The sequence below is a fragment of the Pseudomonas sp. ok272 genome, from assembly GCF_900109995.1.
Taxonomy (GTDB): Bacteria; Pseudomonadota; Gammaproteobacteria; order Pseudomonadales; family Pseudomonadaceae; genus Aquipseudomonas.
In genome coordinates, this window is record NZ_FOCB01000011.1 from 137,081 (window position 1) to 154,468 (window position 17,388).

At 63.2% G+C, this 17,388-nt stretch carries 16 protein-coding genes; 11 read left to right on the forward strand and 5 right to left on the reverse strand.

The window, feature by feature from the left end; genetic code table 11:
- Window positions 1-20: 20 nt before the first annotated feature.
- Both BMW74_RS16950 and BMW74_RS16955 read left to right on the forward strand, forming a co-directional pair.
- Window positions 21-1,610, forward strand: a complete 1,590-nt coding sequence (locus BMW74_RS16950) for an ABC-F family ATPase (RefSeq protein ID WP_093423774.1) — start codon at window positions 21-23, stop codon at window positions 1,608-1,610.
- Window positions 1,611-1,774: 164 nt separating this feature from the next.
- A complete protein-coding gene (locus tag BMW74_RS16955) occupies window positions 1,775-2,986 on the forward strand; it encodes an MFS transporter (RefSeq protein WP_093423777.1) in 1,212 nt (403 codons plus the stop codon).
- Here BMW74_RS16955 and pssA read toward each other — a convergent pair.
- The gene (gene pssA / locus BMW74_RS16960; protein WP_093423780.1) at window positions 2,971-4,314 is read right to left on the reverse strand and encodes a CDP-diacylglycerol--serine O-phosphatidyltransferase; all 1,344 of its coding nucleotides are present in this window, start codon (window positions 4,312-4,314) and stop codon (window positions 2,971-2,973) included. The two genes, BMW74_RS16955 and pssA, sit on opposite strands and share 16 nt — an antisense overlap.
- Window positions 4,315-4,487: 173 nt before the next feature.
- On the opposite strand from pssA, the gene BMW74_RS16965 reads away from it, so the two are divergent.
- Window positions 4,488-5,267 (forward strand): TSUP family transporter, encoded by a 780-nt coding sequence (locus BMW74_RS16965; RefSeq protein ID WP_093423783.1) that lies wholly within the window; start codon window positions 4,488-4,490, stop codon window positions 5,265-5,267.
- Here BMW74_RS16965 and nudC read toward each other — a convergent pair.
- Window positions 5,235-6,065: an NAD(+) diphosphatase gene (gene nudC, locus BMW74_RS16970; protein WP_093423786.1), complete on the reverse strand. Its 831-nt coding sequence runs from the start codon at window positions 6,063-6,065 to the stop codon at window positions 5,235-5,237. The genes BMW74_RS16965 and nudC overlap by 33 nt on opposite strands.
- 4 nt (window positions 6,066-6,069) lie before the next feature.
- A complete protein-coding gene (locus tag BMW74_RS16975) occupies window positions 6,070-6,882 on the reverse strand; it encodes a crotonase/enoyl-CoA hydratase family protein (RefSeq protein WP_093423789.1) in 813 nt (270 codons plus the stop codon).
- A 175-nt stretch (window positions 6,883-7,057) separates the two neighbouring features.
- On the opposite strand from BMW74_RS16975, the gene copC reads away from it, so the two are divergent.
- The gene (copC, locus tag BMW74_RS16980; protein ID WP_093423792.1) at window positions 7,058-7,423 is read left to right on the forward strand and encodes a copper homeostasis periplasmic binding protein CopC; all 366 of its coding nucleotides are present in this window, start codon (window positions 7,058-7,060) and stop codon (window positions 7,421-7,423) included.
- 3 nt (window positions 7,424-7,426) lie between these two features.
- Entirely contained in the window at window positions 7,427-8,272 is an 846-nt protein-coding gene (gene copD, locus BMW74_RS16985) for a copper homeostasis membrane protein CopD (protein ID WP_093423795.1), read from the forward strand.
- A gap of 2 nt (window positions 8,273-8,274) precedes the next feature.
- Here copD and BMW74_RS16990 read toward each other — a convergent pair whose 3' ends face one another.
- The gene (locus BMW74_RS16990) at window positions 8,275-9,075 is read right to left on the reverse strand and encodes a sulfite exporter TauE/SafE family protein (RefSeq protein ID WP_093423799.1); all 801 of its coding nucleotides are present in this window, start codon (window positions 9,073-9,075) and stop codon (window positions 8,275-8,277) included.
- 249 nt (window positions 9,076-9,324) lie between these two features.
- On the opposite strand from BMW74_RS16990, the gene BMW74_RS16995 reads away from it, so the two are divergent.
- Complete coding sequence (locus BMW74_RS16995) at window positions 9,325-10,185, forward strand: tyrosinase family protein (RefSeq protein WP_093423804.1); 861 nt, start codon at window positions 9,325-9,327, stop codon at window positions 10,183-10,185.
- A gap of 6 nt (window positions 10,186-10,191) precedes the next feature.
- Here BMW74_RS16995 and bkdR read toward each other — a convergent pair whose 3' ends face one another.
- Entirely contained in the window at window positions 10,192-10,683 is a 492-nt protein-coding gene (gene bkdR, locus BMW74_RS17000; protein WP_093423808.1) for a Bkd operon transcriptional regulator BkdR, read from the reverse strand.
- Between the two features lie 186 nt (window positions 10,684-10,869).
- Here bkdR and BMW74_RS17005 point away from each other — a divergent pair, with 186 nt between their 5' ends.
- From BMW74_RS17005 to BMW74_RS17025, 5 genes are all read left to right on the forward strand, one after another.
- Window positions 10,870-12,105 carry a 3-methyl-2-oxobutanoate dehydrogenase (2-methylpropanoyl-transferring) subunit alpha gene (locus BMW74_RS17005; RefSeq protein WP_093423813.1) on the forward strand — a complete coding sequence of 412 codons (1,236 nt, stop codon included), beginning with the start codon at window positions 10,870-10,872 and terminating at the stop codon, window positions 12,103-12,105.
- A gap of 1 nt (window position 12,106) precedes the next feature.
- The gene (locus tag BMW74_RS17010) at window positions 12,107-13,165 is read left to right on the forward strand and encodes an alpha-ketoacid dehydrogenase subunit beta (RefSeq protein WP_093423818.1); all 1,059 of its coding nucleotides are present in this window, start codon (window positions 12,107-12,109) and stop codon (window positions 13,163-13,165) included.
- Window positions 13,166-14,446, forward strand: a complete 1,281-nt coding sequence (locus BMW74_RS17015; RefSeq protein ID WP_093423823.1) for a dihydrolipoamide acetyltransferase family protein — start codon at window positions 13,166-13,168, stop codon at window positions 14,444-14,446.
- A 3-nt stretch (window positions 14,447-14,449) separates the two neighbouring features.
- A complete protein-coding gene (gene lpdA, locus BMW74_RS17020; protein ID WP_093423828.1) occupies window positions 14,450-15,835 on the forward strand; it encodes a dihydrolipoyl dehydrogenase in 1,386 nt (461 codons plus the stop codon).
- 210 nt (window positions 15,836-16,045) lie between these two features.
- Entirely contained in the window at window positions 16,046-17,065 is a 1,020-nt protein-coding gene (locus BMW74_RS17025) for a branched-chain amino acid aminotransferase (RefSeq protein WP_093423833.1), read from the forward strand.
- Window positions 17,066-17,388: the final 323 nt, after the last annotated feature.

The following is a 17,388-nucleotide window of genomic DNA, read 5'->3' on the forward strand; positions in this document are numbered from 1 at the left end:
GCTATTGAAAGGTAAAGTAATTGATCTCCACAGCTAACATCACGATGCAGTTCGGCGCCAAGCCATTGTTCGAGAACGTTTCGGTTAAATTTGGTGCGGGCAACCGCTATGGCCTGATCGGCGCCAACGGTTGCGGCAAGTCGACCTTCATGAAGATCCTCGGCGGCGACCTTGATCCGTCCGGCGGACAGGTCATGCTTGAGCCGAACGTGCGCCTGGGTAAATTGCGCCAGGACCAGTTCGCCTACGAAGAATTCACCGTGCTCGACACCGTGATCATGGGTCACGAAGAGCTGTGGAAGGTCAAGGCCGAGCGCGATCGCATCTACTCGCTGCCGGAAATGACCGAAGAAGACGGCATGGCGGTCGCCGAGCTGGAAACCGACTTCGCCGAGATGGACGGCTACACCGCCGAATCCCGCGCCGGTGAATTGCTGCTGGGCCTGGGTATCGGCATCGAGCAGCACAACGGCCCGATGAGCGAAGTGTCGCCAGGCTGGAAACTGCGAGTGTTGCTGGCCCAGGCACTGTTTTCCGATCCGGAAGTGCTGCTGCTCGACGAGCCCACCAACCACCTGGACATCAACACCATCCGCTGGCTGGAAAACATCCTCACCCAACGTTCGAGCTTGATGATCATCATCTCTCACGACCGTCACTTCCTGAACAGCGTCTGCACCCACATGGCGGACCTGGACTACGGCGAGCTGCGCCTGTTCCCGGGCAACTACGACGAGTACATGACCGTGGCGACCCAGTCCCGCGAGCAGTTGCTGTCGGACAACGCCAAGAAGAAAGCACAGATTTCCGAGCTGCAATCGTTCGTCAGCCGCTTCTCGGCCAACGCCTCGAAAGCCAAGCAGGCCACTTCCCGCGCCAAGGCGATCGACAAGATCCAACTGGCCGAGGTCAAGCCTTCGAGCCGTGTGAGCCCGTTCATCCGCTTCGACCAGACCAAGAAGCTGCACCGCCAGGCGGTCATTGTCGAGGGTATGGCCAAAGGCTTCGACGGCAAAACCTTGTTCAAGGACTTCAGCTTCCAGGTCGAAGCCGGCGAGCGCGTGGCGATCATCGGTCCGAACGGTATCGGCAAGACCACCCTGCTGCGCACCCTGGTCAACGAACTGTCCCCGGATGCCGGCACCGTCAAGTGGACCGAAGCGGCTGAGCTGGGCTACTACGCCCAGGACCACGCCTCGGACTTCGAAGACGAATCCAACCTGTTCGACTGGATGGGCCGCTGGACCAAGGAAGGCGAGCAAGTGGTTCGCGGCACCCTGGGCCGCATGCTGTTCTCCAACGATGACATCCTCAAGTCGGTCAAGGTCATCTCCGGTGGTGAGCAAGGTCGCATGCTGTTCGGCAAGCTGATCCTGCAAAAGCCCAACGTGCTGATCATGGACGAACCGACCAACCACTTGGACATGGAATCCATCGAGTCGCTGAACCTGGCGCTGGAAAACTACCCCGGCACCCTGATCTTCGTCAGCCATGACCGTGAGTTCGTTTCGTCCCTGGCCACGCGCATCATCGAGCTGAGCCCAAGTGGCGTGATCGACTTCAGCGGCACCTACGACGACTACCTGCGTAGCCAGGGCGTGGTGTTCTAAGCACCCCGTCTCTCGCAGCGAGCTTCACGCCAAAGCCCTGTCCCTGTGACAGGGCTTTTGTGTTTATGGACGCGACACGTATGATCGACGTCTCTGATAAAACCCTGCCTCGAACCGTTATCCCTGTAACGCTTCAGAACGCACACTTTCATGGACGAGCGCCTATGCCAACCCCATCGCTCACCTCCGATGACCTGCCGAGCGAGTCAACCTTCGACCTGCGCCCCCTGCTCTTCGCCAACATGGCCTGCACGATGGCAATGATGGCGTTCGTTTCACTGATCGGCCCCATCTCGCGGGTCCTCGGCTTGCAGACCTGGCAGGCCGGTGCCGCGGTAACGGTGTCCGGCGTACTGTGGATGATCTTTGCCCGGCCCTGGGGCCAGCTCAGCGACCGCCTCGGCCGGCGGCACATCTTGCTGCTCGGCACCGCCGGCTTCACCCTCGCCTACTGGGCGCTGTGCGTGTTCATCGACGTCTCGCTGCACCTGCTGCCCTCGACCTTGCTGGGGTTTATCGGCTTGATGGCCGGGCGCGGGATCATCGGCATCTTCTATGCCGCGATTCCGGTGGGTGGCAACGCGCTGATCGCCGATCACATCGAACCTAAATTTCGCGGCCGTGCCATGGCCTCACTGGGGGCCGCCAACGCGTGCGGCCTGGTGATCGGGCCCGCCATCGCCGCACTGCTGTCACGCTACAGCCTGAGCCTGCCGTTCTATGCCATGGCCGTGCTGCCGCTACTGGCGTTCCTGGCGCTGCGCTTCAAGCTCAAGGGCCAGGAACTGCACCTCAAGCAGGCGCCGCGTAGCGTACGCCTGAACGATCCGCGCCTGCGGCGCCCGATGGCCGTCGCATTCGTGGCGATGCTGTGTGTATCGATTGCGCAGATCACCGTGGGGTTCTATGCCATCGACAGACTCGGCATGAGCCCCACCGATGCCGCGCAAACGGCCGGGATCGCCCTGACCATGGTCGGCCTCGCGCTGATTTGCTCGCAATTGATCGTGCGCCAGTTGGCATGGCCACCCTTGCGCCTGATTCGCGTGGGCGCGGTGATTGCCGGCACGGGCTTTGCCGGCAGCCTGTTCGCCGATACGTCATGGGGACTGTGGCTGTGCTTCTTCGTCTCGGCCGGCGGCATGGGTTGGATCTTCCCGTCCTTCGCCGCCCTGGCCGCCAACGCCGTGGAGGCCTCGGAGCAAGGCGCTACGGCCGGGAGTATCGGTGCCGCCCAAGGGTTTGGCGTCGTCATCGGGCCATTGGCGGGTACGCTGATCTACGCCCTGGACCCAAGGTTGCCCTACCTGGTCGCGGCCGGGTTACTGCTGTTGGTCGCCGCATGGCCAGCGGCAAAACCCTACAAAATGCGATAGAGCAAGCGTTCAACACGCATCCGGCTGACCCGCCGCAGAAACGTGCTGACGGCCGGCGGGTACTCCAGCAAGGTCTCCAGTTGCTGGTAGCGCTCGATGCGGCGGGTGTTACGCAAAATATCGCCAAGCTCGGTACGCCGAGGCCCCTGCAACTCGCCCTTGGGATCATCGATCAGCAAGGCGTTTTCCAGGTCCAGGCGGAACGCCCGCGGGTTGAGGTTGTTGCCGGTCAACAAGGTGTAGCGCTCGTCGATCCACATGCCCTTGAGGTGATAGGTATTGTCACCTTCGCGCCACAGGTGCAGGTTCAACAGGCCACTGTCGATCACCCGCTGATGCCGCTTGGCGAAGCGGCGCAGGCTGATTTCGTAGAGGTAGGGCAGCGCCGCAATCACCTTGAATGGCTCGCTCGGCGGTATATAGAAGTCGTTGGCCGTCTTGTCGCCAATGACGATGTCGACCTTCACCCCGCGCGCCAGGGCACGATTGATTTCACGGGTCACCGGCAACGGCAGGTTGAAATAGGGCGTGCAGATGGTCAACTGATGCCGGGCGCTGGCAATCAACTCGCAGATGACCCGGTTCAACGGATTGTTCTTGCCCACCCCCAGCAGCGGCGTAACCGACAATCCGTCCTTGGCCAGCGAGCCCTCGGTGGTGTCGTAGGCCGCATGCTTGAGACGGCTGCGCAGATCGCCAATGTCATTGCGCAAGCTGCGGGTGGTCGGCAAGTTCGGCAGGTCCAGGCGGTGCACCGCCTTGGACGCGACCAGGCCATGCTGCACCAGGTGCTGCATGGAGTCGGCCAGCGGAGGGCAATTCAACAGGTGATATCGGTCGAAGCGGTACTTGTCGAACTTGTGCAGGTAGACGTTGTTCAGGCTCGCGCCGCTGTAGATCACGCAGTCATCGATCACAAAGCCCTTGAGGTGCAACACGCCGAACAGCTCGCGGGTCTGCACCGGCACGCCGTACACCGGCACTTCACTGGCGTGCTCGCGGGTCTGCTGCTGATACCAGGCCGCATTGCCCGGCTGTTTGCCGGCGCCAATCAGGCCACGCTGGGCCCGCAGCCAGTCCACCACGACCACGATGTCCAACGCTGGACGCGCCGCCTTGGCGGCATGCAGGGCGTCGAGGATTTCCTGACCGGCCTCATCGTGCTGCAAGTACAGCGCGACGATATAGATACGCTGGGTCGCCTGGGCGATTTGCTCCAGCAGGCAACGACGGAACTCGGCTGCGCCCGACAGGACAGTGACCGCCTCGGCGGTCAGCGCAAAACCGCGCAGTTTGGGCAACAGGGAACGTTTGAAAAGCGACGGCATAGGGCTCGCAAATGGGTCAAATCCGAAGAGCCGACGAGCTTACACCAAGGATTGGCCCCGGTCTTGTTACTGTCTGTAATGGCCTGAGCGACCGGTCGCCGCAGACGGTGGTTATCGGTAAGATGGCGCCCTGCCTCACCCCAGCCCAGTGCCCCAACGAATAAGTCGATCCCATGCCTTTCGAACTCAGCGTAGACCTCACCACCCTGGCGATCCTGATCGCCGTCGCGTTCATCGCCGGCTTCATCGATGCCATCGCCGGCGGCGGCGGCCTGCTGACCACCCCGGCGTTGCTCACTGCGGGCCTGCCGCCGCACCTGGTGCTGGGCACCAACAAACTCAGCGCAACGTTCGGCTCGGCCATCGCCAGCTTTACCTTCTACCGGCGCAAATTGTTCCACCCCAGGCAGTGGATACACGCGATCGTCGGCACCCTGATTGGTGCACTGACCGGCGCAACCGTCGCCCACTTCCTGCCGGCCGAGTGGCTGAACAAGATGCTGCCCGTGATCGTGTTTGCCTGCGGCGTCTACCTGCTGTTTGGCGGCACACCCAAGACACCGCTGGACAGTGATGCACCGATCAAGAAGAAGTGGCAGTCCACCCAGGGCTTTAGCCTGGGCTTTTATGATGGCGTGGCGGGCCCCGGCACCGGTGCCTTCTGGACTGTCAGCAGCCTGTTGCTCTACCCCATCGACCTGGTCAAGGCCAGTGGCGTGGCGCGCAGCATGAACTTCGTCAGCAACGCCGCCGCGCTGTCGGTGTTCATCTTTTCCGGGCAGGTGGATTGGATTATCGGCCTGAGCATGGGCATGGCCGTGATGGTCGGTGCGTTCTTCGGCGCACGCACCGCCATCAGCGGTGGGGCGAAGTTCATTCGCCCGGTGTTCATTACCGTGGTGCTGGGCCTGACCGTGCGCCTAGCCTGGCAGCACTGGTTCAGCGTGGCCTAAACGGCGCGCCACGTAGACGTCGATCAGGTAGCGGGCAATCGAGCGTGACGCCGGCAGCGGCGGCAGTGCATGGATGTTGAACCACTGGGCGTCTTCGATCTCATCCGCCTGCGGCACAATCTCGCCGCCGGCGTACTCGGCATGGAACCCCAGCATCATCGAGTGCGGGAACGGCCAGCACTGGCTGCCCAGGTACTGAATGTTCTTGACCTCGATCTGCACCTCTTCGCGCACCTCGCGCACCAGGCAATCCTCGGCGGACTCCCCCGGCTCGGCGAACCCGGCCAGGGTGCTGTAGACCCCGGGGACAAAGCGCGGTGAACGGGCCAACAAAATCTCGTCCCCCCGAGTGATCAGTACGATCATGCTCGGGGAAATCCGTGGATAGCTGCGCAGGTCACACGGCTGGCAGTACATCGCCCGCTCGCGGGGCACCTGGGCCGTGGGCTGGCCACAGTTGCCACAGAAGCGATGCTCGCGGGCCCAGGTGCCGATTTGCGCGGCGTAGCCCAGCACTTTGTACACCGTGTGATCGCCGTCGAGCATGAACGCCCGCAGGCCCTTCCAGTTGCAGCCCGGCACCGCGCTGGACGACTTGAGTTCCAGCAAGTACACCGGCTCGCCGTCCAGGTGGCCGATACCGTGCTCGGCGAGGACCGACAGCTCCTGGCGCTTGAGCCATTCCCGGGGGAATAGCGCGCCGTTGTCGTCGTACAAAAAGCCTTCGGGGCTGCGGGCAACGGCCCAACCGCCAGCGATATCAGTGTCCAGTACTGCGGTGGTCCAGCGAGAAGTCATGTGCTCAGTCCGCGAATTCGGGTTGCTGTTTGCTCATATGGGCGGCCATGGCCACGCGCAGATCGTTGGATTGCAGCATGGCGGCGTTCCAGGTGGCGACGTATTCCAGGCCGTCATTGATGCTGTGATCGCGCATGTAGCTGATCATTGCCTTGCTGCCGGCGATGGCAATCGGCGACTTGCTGGCGATCTCGCGGGCAATGCCCATCACCCCGTCCAGCAGGCTGGCCGCGTCCGGGTAGACCCGGTTGACCAAGCCTATCGTGCGCGCCTCATCCGCGCCAAACGTGCGCCCGGTGTAAGCCAGTTCACGCAGCATGCCGTCACCGATGATGCGCGGCAAGCGTTGCAGGGTACCGACATCGGCGGCCATGCCGATATCAATCTCCTTGATCGAGAACTGTGCATCCTCGGCGGCATAGCGCATGTCACAGGCCGAAATCAGGTCGATGGCACCGCCCAGGCAATAGCCCTGGATCGCCGCGAGGACCGGCTTGCGGCAGTTATCGACGGCGTTGAACGAGGCTTGCAGCGCCAGGATCTTGCGCCGCAACAGACGGGCATTGCGCCCCGCATCCTTGCCCATCTCGGTGGCCACCGACGCCAACATCATCAAGTCGATGCCCGAGGAGAAATGCTTGCCGGCGCCGCTGATTACCACCGCGCGCACGGCGTCGGTGTCATCGATCCACTGGAAGATATCGATGATCTCGGTCCAGAACACCGCGTTCATCGCGTTGATCTTTTCCGGGCGGTTGATCTGCACATGGGCGATGTTGTCGGCCAGTTCGACGCGAAAGGCTTGGTATTCGGGCATGGCAGTAATCCTTGCAGGCACAAAAATGAAGCCCGGACTATAGCAAGCCCGCGCCTTTGGCCGTAAGGCAGTGCTTGCGCCAAAAGCGGGACTGTCGACCCAACAAAAACGTCGTATCGCCCCCGCGCCCTAGGTAGACTTGCGCCTCTTCAACCCCGTCCCAGAGGTCTAACCGATGCTGCTGAAAAACGCCCTGACCACCGCTGCCCTGCTCGGCTCGCTGCTCGCCGCGTCTTCGGTGTTTGCCCACACCCACCTCAAAAGCAGCACGCCTGCCGCCGACAGCACCGTCGCCGCCCCCGCCGAGTTGCGCCTGGTGTTCTCCGAAGGTGTCGAAGCGAGCTTCAGCACCGTCACGATCAGCAAGGACGGTGCCGCGGTGGCGGTCAAAGCCATCGCCACCGACGGCGCTGACAAGAAGACCCTGGTCGTCACCCCCGCCGCCCCCCTGACCGCTGGCGACTACAACGTCCAGTGGCACGCCGTGTCCGTCGACACCCACAAGAGCGACGGTGCCTACCGCTTCAAGGTGAGCCCGTAACCGATGGCGACTGCGCTGGTCCTGTGCCGCTTCCTGCATTTCACTGCCGTGCTGTTGCTCTTCGGTGCGGGAGTGTTAAAGCCCTGGCTGCTGCGCCAGGCGCCGCACACCCCGGCATTGGACCAATGCCTCGCCCGCCAAAGCCGCTGGCTCGCTGGGTTCGCCCTGTGCAGCGCGGTGGCCTGGCTGCTGCTGATTACCCTGAGCATGGCCGGCACGCTCGACGGACCGTCGCTGCTGCGGGTACTGGGTAGCACCTTCTTCGGCCAGGTCTGGCGTTGGCACCTGCTGTTCAACCTGCTGTTGCTGGTGTGCGTGCTCAGCCCGCTGAACAAATCGCCTCCCCTGCGCCTGGGCCTCACCAGCCTGCTGCTGATGACCCTGGCCCCGGTGGGCCACGGCGCCATGCTCGATGGCCTCGGCGGCCAGTTGCTGATCCTCAATCAAATCATTCACCTGGCCTGTGTCGGCGCCTGGCTCGGTGGCCTGATGGTCCTGGCGATGATCCTGCGCAAGCCGGCCGGCCATGGCATCGGCCCGATCCTGCTCCGCTTCAGCGGCGTCGGGTATGGGTTGGTCGGTGGCTTGCTGGTCACCGGCCTGATCAACGTGCGGGTCCTGACCGGCGCCCTGTGGCCCACACCGCTGCTGTCGGGCTTTGCCCTGATCCTGTCGATCAAGGTGCTGCTGGTGGGCGTCATGCTGGGCCTGGCGTTGTTCAATCGTCTACGGATCAAGGACTGCGAACAACGCCTGGCAACCTTGCGCAACAGCGTGATGCTGGAGTGGCTGTTCGGCGTCGCGGCGGTAGCGGCGGTCTCCCTGCTGGGTACGTTGCCACCCCTGTAGCCTCAGGCCTTGAGCAGCATGTACCCGGCCACCACCAGGCACACGCTGGCAAACCCCATTTGCAAGGCCCGGGCCGGCACGCGGGCACACAGGCGACGGCCAATGATCATGCCCAGGATGCTGGCGACAATGAATGCCACGCCCTGGCTGTCGATCCTGACCCCGGCGTGAAACGCGCCCAGCACGCCAATCGCCGAAATCAGGCTGATGACCATCAGGGACGTGGCGACAATGCCGCGCATCTGCACGTCCGTCAGTTGCTTGAACGCCGGCACGATGAGAAACCCGCCGCCGACCCCGAGCAAGCCCGAGACCACGCCCGTCACCGCGCCGAGGCCCGCCAGCGTGGCGGTGCACTTGGCGGTCCAGGAGAAGCGCCCGGTCTGTTGGTCCAGCATGCAGTTCTTTTGCCCCCAGTTGGCCTGGCCATGGTCACTTGGGCCAGGCGCCGGCTGCTCGCGGCGCAGCATGCGCCACGCCACCAAGACCATCAGTGCGCTGAACAGGATCATCAGGACGTTGTCCGGCAACTGGTGGGCCACGTAGATCCCCAGCGGCGAAAACAACGCCCCGAGCACCGCAATCAACAGCGCCGCCCGATAGCGCACCAAGCCATGGCGCAAACCGTCGAGGGCCCCGACCGCCGCCGCGCTGCCCACCGCAAACAACGCCACGGGAGCGGCCTGGGTCATGTTCCAGCCCAACCCCAGCACCAGGGCCGGCACCGCAAGAATCCCGCCACCGGCACCGGTCAAGCCCAGCACCACGCCCATTACCACGCCAAAAATACTTGCCAGCAACATAGCGCACTCGTGATCTGTGACAAAAAGCCGGGAACGCCCGGTACCGATGTGCGACAGGATAAGTGCCTGCCACATTTTCATACACTCATTTGCCCCGAAACCGACTTGCCCGACCCAATGGCCTGGCGGCTGCACCACACCAAGCGAAGAGCGATCCTACGCCACGTCCCTGAAAGGGCCGGCCGCAGAGACCATCGTACTGCCGTACTAATAGGACTCCTTCCAGAAAACATGGAGTTTTCGTCAGCAATGGACATTCGACCTAATTACCGCAACCTGTCACCGCAACAAAAACAGGACTTTATCCAAGCCATTCTCACCCTCAAGAACGACGTGCCCAGCGTCCTGCGGCCGGGCCAACAAACTCGCTATGACGACTTTGCCGAGGTCCACAAAAACGCAATGGTTGGCCCCAACCTGCTCGTTCCACGGCCACATGGCGGCCCACTGTTCTACCCATGGCACCGGGTCTTCCTGCGCGAATTTGAAATAGCGTTGCAAAGCGCCAGCGGCCGCTGGGACATCACCCTTCCCTATTGGGATTGGGACGACGAAGCCCACACACCGTTCACCGAGGATTTTCTCGGCGGCAGCGGTAACCCCAACAACAACGATCGCGTTGAAAGCGGGCCGTTCGCCTATGCGCGAGGGCAGTTCGAAGTGAGGGTATGGGAAGAGGACCAAGGAGACCCCGGGCTGCGCCGCCGCTCCGCAGACGCCTCATCCACCCTAAGACTGCCAACGGAGCAGGACGTGAACATCGCCCTTACGCGAACGCCCTACTGGTCACCCGAGGACTGCTGGGAAAAAACCAGCGAGCTGAACCTTCACAGTCCACCCCATGCCGTGGTGGGGGGCAACATGCTAGATCCTGGCTCCCCCAACGACCCGGTCTTTTTCCTGCACCACTGCAACCTTGACCGCCTGTGGGAGCGCTGGAAACGTCTGCACCCGGGCGAGCCTGCTTACCTGCCGGCAGGCAATGCGCCCGGCTACGACCTCAATTCCACCCTGACCTTTCAGGCCCTCGACAGGCCTGCGCCGTGGCCCAGGACGTTCACGGTCCAACAGACCCTCGATACCATGGCGCTAGGCTACCTGTACGCCTGACGCTCATCATTTACCGGTTAGCATCAAACCGCCTGCCGGCAACGGCAGCGCGGTCTTGTAGCGCACCTGCTTGAGCGCGAAGCTGGAGCGGATGTTCGCCACGCCCGGGACCTTGGTCAGAAAGTCCATCATGAACCGTTCCAGCGATTGAATGGTGGGCACCAGCACCCGGATCAGGTAATCCGGGTCGCCGGCCATCAAGTAGCACTCCATCACCTCCGGCCGGTCGGCGATGGCCGCCTCGAAGTGCGCCAGGGCTTCTTCGACCTGCTTCTCCAGGCTGACATGAATGAACACGTTGACGTGCAGCCCCAGCAGGTCGGCGTCGAGCAGTGTGACCTGTTCGCGAATCAGGCCCAGTTCTTCCATGGCCTTGACCCGATTGAAACACGGCGTCGGCGACAGATTCACCGAGCGTGCCAGGTCGGCATTGGTGATCCGCGCGTTCTCCTGGAGGCGGTTGAGAATGCCGATATCCGTACGATCTAGTTTGCGCATGAGATAAAACCACCTATTTTTTATGTTTATGCAGATTTTTTATCCTCAAATGATCTTGGGCGCAATGAAACTGAGATAAATATTCTCCTTGGCCGGGCCTATGATTGTTGTAGGACAAGATTCCTTCCATCCGAAGAGAACTTGTCAGCTCACTACAAGAAATTCACAAGATCGAGCGTAGAAGCCATGAACCAAGCGTATGAACCGCTGCGCCTGCACGTTCCCGAACCCTCGGGCCGTCCCGGTTGCAAGACCGACTTCTCCTACCTGCACCTGACTGATGCGGGCACCGTGCGCAAACCTCCCATCGACGTCGAACCCGCCGACACGGCCGACCTGGCCCGTGGCCTGATCCGCGTGCTCGACGACCAAGGCAACGCCCTGGGCCCGTGGGCCGAAGGCGTGCCGGTGGAGATCCTGCGTAAAGGCATGCGCGCCATGCTCAAGACGCGGATCTTCGACAACCGCATGGTGGTCGCCCAGCGCCAGAAAAAAATGTCGTTCTACATGCAGAGCCTGGGCGAGGAAGCCATCGGCAGCGCCCAGGCCCTGGCCTTGAACATCGACGACATGTGCTTCCCCACCTACCGCCAGCAAAGCATCCTGATGGCCCGCGAAGTGCCGCTGGTGGACTTGATCTGCCAGTTGCTGTCCAACGAGCGCGATCCGCTCAAGGGCCGCCAGTTGCCGATCATGTACTCGGTGCGCGATCACGGTTTCTTCACCATTTCCGGCAACCTCGCGACCCAGTTCGTACAAGGCGTGGGCTGGGGCATGGCCTCGGCGATCAAGGGCGACACCAAGATTGCCTCGGCCTGGATCGGCGACGGCGCCACCGCAGAGTCGGACTTCCACACCGCCCTGACCTTCGCCCACGTGTACCGCGCCCCGGTGATCCTCAACGTGGTCAACAACCAGTGGGCCATCTCCACGTTCCAGGCGATTGCCGGCGGTGAAGCCACCACCTTCGCCGGACGCGGCGTGGGCTGCGGGATTGCCTCGCTGCGGGTCGACGGCAACGATTTTGTCGCGGTCTATGCCGCCTCCGCCTGGGCCGCCGAACGCGCCCGGCGCAACCTGGGGCCGACCATGATCGAATGGGTCACCTACCGCGCCGGCCCGCACTCGACCTCCGACGATCCGTCCAAATACCGCCCGGCCGATGACTGGAGTCACTTCCCGCTCGGCGACCCGATTGCCCGCCTCAAGCAGCACCTGATCAAGATCGGCCACTGGTCCGAAGACGAGCACAGCGCCGTCAGCGCCGAGCTGGAAGCCCAGGTGATCGCCGCGCAGAAAGAAGCCGAACAGTACGGCACCCTCGCCGGCGGCCAGATCCCAAGCGCCGCGACCATGTTCGAGGACGTCTACAAAGAGATGCCCGAGCACTTGAAGCGCCAACGCCAGGAGCTGGGGATCTGACATGAACGATCACAACAACCACATCGAGTTGGAAACCGCCATGACCACGACCACCATGACCATGATCCAGGCCCTGCGCTCGGCCATGGACGTGATGCTTGAGCGCGATGACAACGTCGTGGTCTTCGGCCAGGACGTCGGCTACTTCGGCGGCGTGTTCCGCTGCACCGAAGGCCTGCAGAGCAAGTACGGCACCTCGCGGGTGTTCGATGCGCCGATCTCCGAGAGCGGCATCGTCGGCGTCGCCGTCGGCATGGGCGCCTATGGCTTGCGCCCGGTGGCCGAGATCCAGTTCGCCGACTATGTCTACCCCGCCTCCGACCAGATCATTTCCGAAGCCGCCCGCCTGCGCTATCGCTCGGCCGGCGAATTCACCGCGCCGATGACCCTGCGCATGCCCTGCGGCGGCGGCATCTACGGCGGCCAGACCCACAGCCAGAGCATCGAGGCGATGTTCACCCAGGTCTGTGGGCTGCGCACCGTGATGCCGTCCAACCCCTACGACGCCAAGGGCTTGCTGATCGCCTCCATCGAGAACGATGACCCGGTGATTTTCCTGGAGCCCAAGCGCCTGTACAACGGCCCGTTCGACGGCCACCACGATCGCCCGGTAACCCCGTGGTCCAAGCACCCCGCCGCGCAAGTCCCGGACGGTTACTACACCGTGCCGCTGGACGTTGCCGCCATCACCCGTCCGGGCAAGGCGGTCACCGTCCTGACCTACGGCACCACGGTCTATGTGTCGCAAGTCGCCGCCGAGGAAACCGGCATCGACGCCGAAGTCATTGACCTGCGCAGCCTGTGGCCGCTGGACCTGGAAACCATCGTCAACTCGGTGAAGAAAACCGGCCGTTGCGTGGTGGTCCACGAAGCCACACGCACCTGCGGGTTCGGCGCCGAACTGGTGGCGCTGGTGCAAGAGCACTGCTTCCACTACCTGGAAGCGCCCATCGAGCGCGTCACCGGTTGGGACACCCCCTACCCCCACGCGCAGGAGTGGGCGTATTTCCCTGGGCCGTCCCGAGTGGGCGCGGCGTTGAAACGGGTCATGGAGGTCTGAATGGGCACGCACGTTATCAAGATGCCGGACATTGGCGAAGGCATCGCAGAAGTTGAACTGTCGGTCTGGCACGTCCAGGTCGGCGACATGGTGGTCGAGGACCAGGTCCTGGCCGATGTGATGACCGACAAGGCGATGGTGGACATTCCCTCGCCGGTCCACGGCAAGGTGATTGCCCTCGGCGGCCAGCCGGGGGAAGTGATGGCGGTGGGCAGCATCCTGATCAGCATCGAGGTTGAAGGGGCCGGCAACGTCAAGGAATCGACCCAGACGGTTGCGGCCGAACCCGTGACGCCTGCGCCGGTAAAAGCCGCCGCGCCTGCGCCCAAGACTGAGCCGGTGGTCGCCAGCAAGCCTGCGCCCGCCGCTCGCCCAGCGCCCCAGGCGCCGGTCGCCCGCGAGGCCGACGAACGCCCGCTGGCATCGCCGGCCGTGCGCAAGCATGCCCTCGATGCCGGCATCCAGTTGCGCCTGGTCCAGGGCAGTGGCCCCGCCGGCCGCATCCTGCACGAAGACCTCGACGCCTACCTGGCGCAGGGTCCCTCGATGCAGTCGAGTGCAGGCGCCGGCTACCGCGAGCGCCACGATGAGCAGCAAATCCCGGTGATCGGCATGCGCCGCAAGATCGCCCAGCGCATGCAGGACGCCACCCAACGCGCCGCCCACTTCAGCTATGTCGAAGAAATCGACGTCACGGCCGTGGAAGAACTGCGCGCCCACCTCAACGAAAAACACGGCGCCACACGCGGCAAACTGACCCTGTTACCCTTCCTGGTGCGGGCGATGGTCGTCGCCCTGCGTGACTTCCCGCAGATCAACGCGCGCTACGACGACGAAGCCCAAGTCATCACCCGCCTGGGGGCGGTGCACGTGGGCGTCGCCACCCAAAGCGACATCGGCCTGATGGTGCCAGTGGTGCGTCACGCCGAAGCCCGCAGCCTATGGGACACCGCCGGCGAAATCGCCCGCCTCGCCAGCGCCGCGCGCAATGGCAAGGCCAGCCGCGACGAACTGTCCGGCTCCAGCATCACCCTCACCAGCCTTGGCGCCTTGGGCGGCATCGTCAGCACCCCGGTGCTGAACCTGCCGGAAGTGGCCATCGTCGGCGTCAACAAGATCGTCGAGCGGCCGATGGTGATCAAGGGCCAGATCGTGGTCCGCAAGATGATGAACCTTTCCAGCTCCTTCGATCACCGAGTGGTCGACGGCATGGACGCGGCGCAATTCATCCAGGCCCTGCGCGGCCTGCTCGAACAACCCGCCACGCTGTTTCTGGAGTAAGGCATGCAACAGACTCTGAACACCACGCTGCTGATCATCGGCGGCGGCCCTGGCGGTTATGTGGCGGCGATCCGCGCCGGCCAACTGGGCATCAACACCATCGTCGTCGAGGGCCAGGCGCTGGGCGGCACCTGCCTGAACATCGGCTGCATTCCGTCCAAGGCGCTGATTCACGTCGCCGAGCAGTTCCACCAGACCCAGAACCACAGCCTGCACTCGGCCCTGGGCATCAGCGTGGCGGCACCGACCCTGAACATCGGCAAGAGCATCGAGTGGAAGGACGGCATCGTCGACCGCCTGACCACCGGCGTCGCCGCCCTGCTGAAGAAGCACAAGGTTCGCGTGATCAATGGCTGGGCCAAGGTCGTCGACGGCAAGACCGTTGACGTCGGCGATACCCGCATCCAGTGCGAGCACCTGCTGCTGGCGACCGGCTCCCACAGCGTCAACCTGCCGATGCTGCCGATTGGCGGGCCGATTCTCTCGTCCACCGAAGCCCTGGCCCCGAAAAGCGTGCCCAAGCACCTGATCGTGGTCGGCGGCGGCTACATCGGCCTGGAGCTGGGGATTGCCTACCGCAAGCTCGGCGCCGAGGTCAGTGTGGTCGAGGCCCAGGATCGCATCCTGCCCGCCTACGACGGCGAACTGACCAAGCCGGTGCAGGATGAGCTGAACAAACTCGGGATCAAGCTTTACTTGAAGCATAGCGTCCAAGGCTTTGATTCAAAACAAAATACGTTGCAGGTTCTGACACCCGACGGCGACACCCTGGAGCTGGAAACCGAACGCGTGCTGGTGGCGGTCGGACGCAAGCCCAACACCCAGGGCTGGAACCTGGAGGCCCTGAACCTGACCATGAATGGCGCCGCCATCAAGATCGACAGCCGCTGTGCCACCAGCATGCGCAACGTCTGGGCCATTGGCGATGTCAGCGGCGAGCCGATGCTGGCCCACCGCGCCATGGCCCAGGGCGAGATGGTCGCCGAACTGATCGCCGGCAAGACCCGCGAGTTCAACCCGACCGCCATCGCCGCCGTGTGCTTCACCGACCCGGAACTGGTGGTAGTCGGCCAGACCCCGGATCAAGCCCAGGCCGCGGGCCTGGACTGCATCGTGGCGAGCTTCCCGTTCGCCGCCAATGGCCGGGCGATGACCCTGGAATCCAAGAGTGGCTTTGTGCGGGTGGTGGCGCGCCGGGACAATCACTTGATTGTCGGCTGGCAGGCGGTGGGCGTCGGCGTATCCGAACTGTCGACGGCGTTCGGCCAGAGCCTGGAAATGGGCGCACGCCTGGAAGACATCGCCGGCACCATCCATGCCCACCCGACCCTGGGTGAAGCCGTGCAGGAAGCGGCGTTGCGCGCATTGGGGCATGCGTTGCACGTGTAACCTCCCCGTAGGAGCGAGGCTTGCCCGCGAAGAATGATGACGCGGAGCACCCGATACACCGTAGAGCCCGGCTCGCGGGCGGGCCTCGCGCCTACAAGGTTTGCATTCCAGGCTGCGAAACAGCCCCGGAATGAAGTATTGTTGTGCCCATCCAAGAAAACGTCAGAAGCCTTGAACCGTTCAGGCGATTGTTAAGTGATAGAGGGTGTCATGGGTAACGAAAGCATCAATTGGGACAAGCTGGGTTTTGACTACATCAAGACAGACAAGCGGTATCTGTCGCACTGGCGTAACGGTTCCTGGGACGAGGGCGCGTTGACCGAAGACAACGTGCTGCACATCAGCGAGGGCTCGACCGCCCTGCACTACGGCCAGCAATGCTTCGAAGGCATGAAGGCCTATCGCTGCAAGGACGGCTCGATCAACCTGTTCCGCCCGGACCAGAACGCCCTGCGCATGCAGCGCAGCTGCGCCCGCCTGCTGATGCCGCACGTCGACACCGAGGTCTTCATCGAGGCCTGCAAGGCCGTGGTCCGTGCCAACGAGCGTTTCATCCCGCCTTACGGCACCGGCGGCGCGCTGTACCTGCGTCCGTTCGTGATCGGCGTGGGTGACAACATCGGCGTACGCACCGCGCCCGAGTTCATCTTCTCGATCTTCTGCATCCCGGTCGGCGCCTACTTCAAGGGTGGCCTGACCCCGCACAACTTCCTGATCTCCAGCTTCGACCGTGCCGCGCCACAAGGCACCGGCGCGGCCAAGGTCGGTGGCAACTACGCGGCCAGCCTGATGCCCGGTTCCCAGGCCAAGAAGGCGAACTTCGCCGACTGCATCTACCTGGACCCGATGACCCACTCCAAGATCGAAGAAGTCGGCTCGGCCAACTTCTTCGGGATCACCCACGACAATAAATTCATCACCCCCAAATCCCCGTCGGTCCTGCCAGGCATCACCCGCCTGTCGCTGATCGAACTGGCCAAGACCCGCCTGGGCCTGGAAGTGATTGAGGGCGACGTGCTCATCGACAAGCTGGCAGACTTCAAGGAAGCCGGTGCCTGTGGCACTGCCGCCGTGATCACACCGATTGGCGGGATCAGCTACAACGACCACCTGCACGTGTTCCACAGCGAAACCGAAGTCGGCCCGATCACCCAGAAGCTCTACAAAGAGCTGACCGGCGTGCAAACCGGCGACATCGAAGCGCCAGCGGGTTGGATCGTCAAGGTCTGACCCCCACCCGCACCACTAAAAAGCCCACCCAGCGTTGACGCGCTGGGTGGGCTTTTTGCTGGCTGATAGATCAACCTGTGGGAATGATCCAACATCAATGTCGGCTGACACACTGCCTTCGCGAGCAAGCCCGCTCCCACCCTGGTCCACGGCGAACACACCCCCCGTGTCAGGCCCGGATTCCTTGTAGGAGCGAGGCTTGCCCTAATGCCAGTCAGTTAAGGCGCCAAACCTGACGACATTGATGTTGGATGGACTGGCCGGTTCGCGGGCAAGCCTCGCTCCTACGGGCTCAACCCAGATTCCTGCTCGCGATGGCGGTG

Coding starts and splice junctions, on each gene's coding strand:
- BMW74_RS16955 (WP_093423777.1), top strand. CDS start 1,775: ATGCCAACCCCATCGCTCACCTCCGATGACCTGCCGAGCGAGTCAACC.
- bkdR (WP_093423808.1), bottom strand. CDS start 10,683: ATGCGCAAACTAGATCGTACGGATATCGGCATTCTCAACCGCCTCCAG.
- copC (WP_093423792.1), top strand. CDS start 7,058: ATGCTGCTGAAAAACGCCCTGACCACCGCTGCCCTGCTCGGCTCGCTG.
- BMW74_RS16990 (WP_093423799.1), bottom strand. CDS start 9,075: ATGTTGCTGGCAAGTATTTTTGGCGTGGTAATGGGCGTGGTGCTGGGC.
- BMW74_RS17015 (WP_093423823.1), top strand. CDS start 13,166: ATGGGCACGCACGTTATCAAGATGCCGGACATTGGCGAAGGCATCGCA.
- BMW74_RS16965 (WP_093423783.1), top strand. CDS start 4,488: ATGCCTTTCGAACTCAGCGTAGACCTCACCACCCTGGCGATCCTGATC.
- BMW74_RS17025 (WP_093423833.1), top strand. CDS start 16,046: ATGGGTAACGAAAGCATCAATTGGGACAAGCTGGGTTTTGACTACATC.
- BMW74_RS16995 (WP_093423804.1), top strand. CDS start 9,325: ATGGACATTCGACCTAATTACCGCAACCTGTCACCGCAACAAAAACAG.
- lpdA (WP_093423828.1), top strand. CDS start 14,450: ATGCAACAGACTCTGAACACCACGCTGCTGATCATCGGCGGCGGCCCT.
- copD (WP_093423795.1), top strand. CDS start 7,427: ATGGCGACTGCGCTGGTCCTGTGCCGCTTCCTGCATTTCACTGCCGTG.
- BMW74_RS17005 (WP_093423813.1), top strand. CDS start 10,870: ATGAACCAAGCGTATGAACCGCTGCGCCTGCACGTTCCCGAACCCTCG.
- BMW74_RS17010 (WP_093423818.1), top strand. CDS start 12,107: ATGAACGATCACAACAACCACATCGAGTTGGAAACCGCCATGACCACG.
- nudC (WP_093423786.1), bottom strand. CDS start 6,065: ATGACTTCTCGCTGGACCACCGCAGTACTGGACACTGATATCGCTGGC.
- pssA (WP_093423780.1), bottom strand. CDS start 4,314: ATGCCGTCGCTTTTCAAACGTTCCCTGTTGCCCAAACTGCGCGGTTTT.
- BMW74_RS16975 (WP_093423789.1), bottom strand. CDS start 6,882: ATGCCCGAATACCAAGCCTTTCGCGTCGAACTGGCCGACAACATCGCC.